Source organism: Bartonella sp. MR168JLCBS (assembly GCF_042194175.1).
On the sequence record NZ_JBHIMP010000034.1, the window covers coordinates 1 to 4,514 of the forward strand.

General features: G+C 42.6%; 1 protein-coding gene. It reads left to right on the plus strand.

The window, feature by feature from the left end:
* On the plus strand, positions 1 to 4,514 hold a 4,514-nt coding region (locus ACFIK8_RS08760; RefSeq protein ID WP_375669205.1), incomplete at both ends, for a hypothetical protein.

A 4,514-nucleotide genomic window follows, 5' to 3' on the forward strand; every position in this document is an offset into this window, starting at 1 on the left:
TTTGCAGAAAATGATGAGAATGCAACGCTTGTTAATGTTTCTGACCTTTTGCGGGGTGGAAATACGGGAATGCAACGTTCTAAAGACAACAATGTTGTTTTGGGTGATGGGATTGGCGTGGCAGGGAGCAACTTTAGTGTTGTTATTGGTGACAATGCGTCTGTTAGTGTTACGGTGGGCACAAACGGTTCTGTTGCTATCGGGTATGGTGCAAGAAGTGGTAACGGTTGGAATGTTATTGTCGGGGCTATGGCAGAAACAGAGAAATTGTCGTATGGTTCTGTTGTTTTGGGGCGGGGGGCAAAAACGGAAGGTATATATGGCATTGCAATTGGGGGTGTTGGAGTTAGTGGTGGTAAGGGGCAGGACGTTGATGAAAAAAATAGAGTACTTGCAGCTGGTGATTATGCAATGGCTCTTGGTTACAGCGCGAAGAATTATGCAACACAGGGGATTGTTCTTGGTTACAGTGCATCTGCAACGAAGGATGCGCAGTATAGTATTGCTATAGGTTCCTCTGCAAAGGCGACGGCAGGAGACACCATTCTTTTGGGGCGAGATACATTGGCTACAGAAGACAATAATATAGCCATAGGTCATAAAGCTCAGACAACAAACAGGTATGCTATTGCTATAGGTTACATGACTCACGCTATGGGTCTAAGTAGTCTCGCAATAGGTGGTGAATATAATCCGAATAGCGAACACGGGGAAAATGATTATACAACCGCGGAGGGTGATTATTCAACGGCTGTGGGTGCTGTTTCTAAGGCTTTGGGGTATGGTTCAACTGCTATTGGTCATCGTGCAAAGGGAGTTGGTAAGGAGAGCATTTCTTTTGGATATTATTCGGAAGCACAGGGAGAGGGAGCTATCGCTATAGGTGCCAATTCTGTAGCTTCGGTGGTAGATGCTGTTGCTATAGGAAGAGATTCTGCATCCGGTAGGGCTGCTGGTGAGTTTGGTTATACTTCTGTGTTGCAGGGTCCTGCAACAAACACCGAGGCGCAATGGAAAAGTACGCGGGGTGCAGTGAGTGTTGGTGATTATAGTAAGGGTATAACCAGACAAATTACAGGTGTAGCAGCTGGTTCTGAGGTTGCCGATGCTGTGAATGTTAGGCAGTTGAGAGACTTAGAAGATGTTGTAAGAAAAAACGGTTGGAAACTCTCTGTTGGCGGTGCAAATGGTACAACTGTTCTTATGGATGGTGATGTAGATTTTTCTGCTGGAAGCACAAATCTTCAGATTGCAAAAGATGATAAAGACAATAAGTTAAAATTCGATTTAGCTCAAGATGTTGCATTAACGAGCTTAAAGGCAGGCACAAATACCCTAGATGCCACCGGCTTAGTGATTACGGGTGGTCCGCAAATAACGACGGCTGGTATTGGTGCTGGCAGTAAAAAGATAACAGGATTGGCAAAAGGTACTGATGATACTGATGCTGTTAACAAAGGTCAGCTTGATGAAAACGTAACCACTCTTTCTAAAAATATTGAAGACGTGCGTTCTATAGCAGTTTTCTACGATGTAGAAGAAGATACAACAGAAGAGGTCAGTACACTTACCAGAACAGCACCTAAAGCGAAACAAAGCAGTGTGACTTTTGGTGATCCTAAAACAGGCACTGTTGCATTGCATAATGTTGGAATTGGCAAGATTACAGCAGATTCAACGGACGCTGTTAATGGTAGTCAGCTTTATTCGCTTGGCAGCGAGGTTGCTAAGTATTTTGGCGGTGGCGCTGGATATGCAGAAGGTAAATGGACCGCTCCTACATTCACGGTTAAATCGGTTAAGAATGATGGTGTTTCTGAAGATAAGGTTTATTCTGATGTAGCATCTGCTTTGAGTGGAGTTGGTAGTTCTATCACGAATGTTCAGAATAAATTGACTGAGCAGGTTAACAATGTGGTTAACAAGGTGGAAGGCGAAAGTTTTGTTCAGCAAGATAAAACAACGCATCTCCTCACTATAGGTGCTAAATCAGAAGGCAGTGAAATCAATATTGCCAATAAGACTGGTGCGGATCGGACTCTTTCCGGTGTGAAGGACGCGACAAAAAACAATGAAGCCGTTAACAAAGGACAGCTTGAGAAAGGTTTAAAGGATCTTTCGAACAGTCTTCAGTCTGATGAATCAGCAGTTGTTCATTACGATAAACAAAAGGATGGTAAAGTTGATTATGCGAATATCACCTTGGGTGGTAAAGATAAGACAGCTGTAGGTCTCCATAATGTTGCCGCTGGTAAGATTGCCAAGGATTCACGTGATGTAATCACGGGTGGTCAGGTTAACACAATCGGTGAGGATGTTGCCAAATTTTTAGGTGGTAATGCCTCATTTGAGAAAGGTATTTTTAAAGGACCGATCTATAATTTATCCAGTATTACTACAGATGGTACGGCAACAGAAAAGTCATACAACGATGTTGGTTCAGCCTTTGCTGGTCTTGATACGAGTGTCAAGAATGTGAATGCGCGCATTAAGGAAGTGTCTCAAGGTGTTGCTCAGGATTCTTTGAACTGGAGCAAAACTGCTCATGCCTTTGTCGCGCAGCATGAAAAGAGGGAAGAAAAAGACGGCAAAGTTGTAGTGACACAAGAAAACAGCAAGATAACGTCTCTTGCAGCAGGAGCTATTACGAAAGATTCCACAGATGCCATTAATGGCTCACAGCTTCATTCACTAGGCAATACCGTTGCTACCTATTTTGGCGGTAGCGCAACATTTGCAGATGGTGCTTTTACAGCTCCGACTTATAAGATCTCAAATGTTGCTGAAGATGGTAAGGCAACAGAAAAGTCATACAACGATGTTGGTTCGGCTTTTGCTGGTCTTGATGCGAGTGTCAAGAATGTGAATACGCATCTAACGAATGAGATCAAAAATTTTACTGAAAAAGTAACGAATATTACGCAAGCAGTCCAAGGCGATGCTTTGTTATGGAATGATAAATCCCATGCCTTTGTAGCGCAGCATGAAAAGAAGAAAAAAGAAGAAGACGGCACAGTTGTAGTGACACAAGAAAACAGCAAGATCACATCGCTTGCGGCTGGCAAGATTACAGCAGATTCAACGGACGCCATTAATGGCTCTCAGATTTATTCTATGAGTGAAATGGTTGGTAGTTATTTTGGCGGTGGCGCTGGATATAATAAAGAAGGCGCATGGATTGCTCCTACTTTCAAGGTCAAACAAATCGGTTCTGATGGGCATATTACTGATGAGACTTATCAGAATGTAGCGGATGCTTTTTCTAGTGTTGGTAATTCTTTCCAGAGTGTTCATGATGAGATTAACACTATGAGAAGTGATAGTCTTGTTAAGTGGAATGAAGAGAAGAAACTGATCAAGATTGGTGGCGAAAAAGATGGTACGACAATCACTGTTGCTGATAAGGATAGTAAGGCTCGAACTCTCTCTGGCGTGAAGGATGCAGAAAAGGACGACGAAGCGGTTAATAAAGCCCAGCTTGATAAAAATATAGATGCACTTACGAATGAAATTAAAGACGTGCGTTCAGTAGCAGTTTTCTACGATATAGAAGAAGATACAGAAGAGGTCAATACACTTACCAGAACAGCACCTAAAGCGAAACAAAACAGTGTGACTTTTGGTGATCCCAAAACAGGCACTGTTGGATTGCATAATGTTGCGGCTGGTAAGATTGCCAAGGATTCACATGATGCTGTAAATGGTGACCAGCTTCATTCACTAGGCAATAACGTTGCGACATATTTTGGTGGTGGTTCAACATTTGTAGATGGTGCTTTTACAGCTCCGACTTATAACATCTCAAATGTTTCTGACGATGGTAAGGTAACGACTAAATCACATAACGATGTTGGTTCAGCCTTTTCTGATCTTGATACGAGTGTCAAGAATGTGAATACACATCTAACGAATGAGGTCAAAAATTTTACTGAAAAACTAACGAATATTACGCAAGAAGTTCAAGGCGATGCTTTGTTGTGGGATGAAAGTGCAAAAGCCTTTGTAGCTTTGCATGGGGAAAAGGAAAGTAAGACAAACAGCAAGATCACATCGCTGGCTGATGGTTCTATAGTATCAGGCTCGAGCGATGCGGTTACGGGTGGACAGCTTCATAGCATCACAGATGATTTATCAAAGCTTTTAGGTGGCGCTGTATCCTTTGATGGCAAAAACTTTAAAGGATTAAAGTATGACTTATCGACAGTTTCTACAGACGGTAAGGTAACAGATAAATCGCATACCGATGTTGGTTCTGCCTTTAAAGGACTTGATGATAATATCAAGAATGTGAACGCTCGCATTAAGGAAGTTTCAGAGGGAGTTGCTCAGGATTCCTTGTTATGGAGTGATAAATCTCATGCCTTTGTAGCGCAGCATGAAAAGAAGGAAAAAGGAGACGACGGTACAGTTGTAGTGACGCAAGAAAACAGCAAGATCACATCGCTGGCTGATGGTTCTATTGTGGTAGGTTCGAGCGATGCGATTACGGGTGGTCAGATTTATGATCTTCGAAA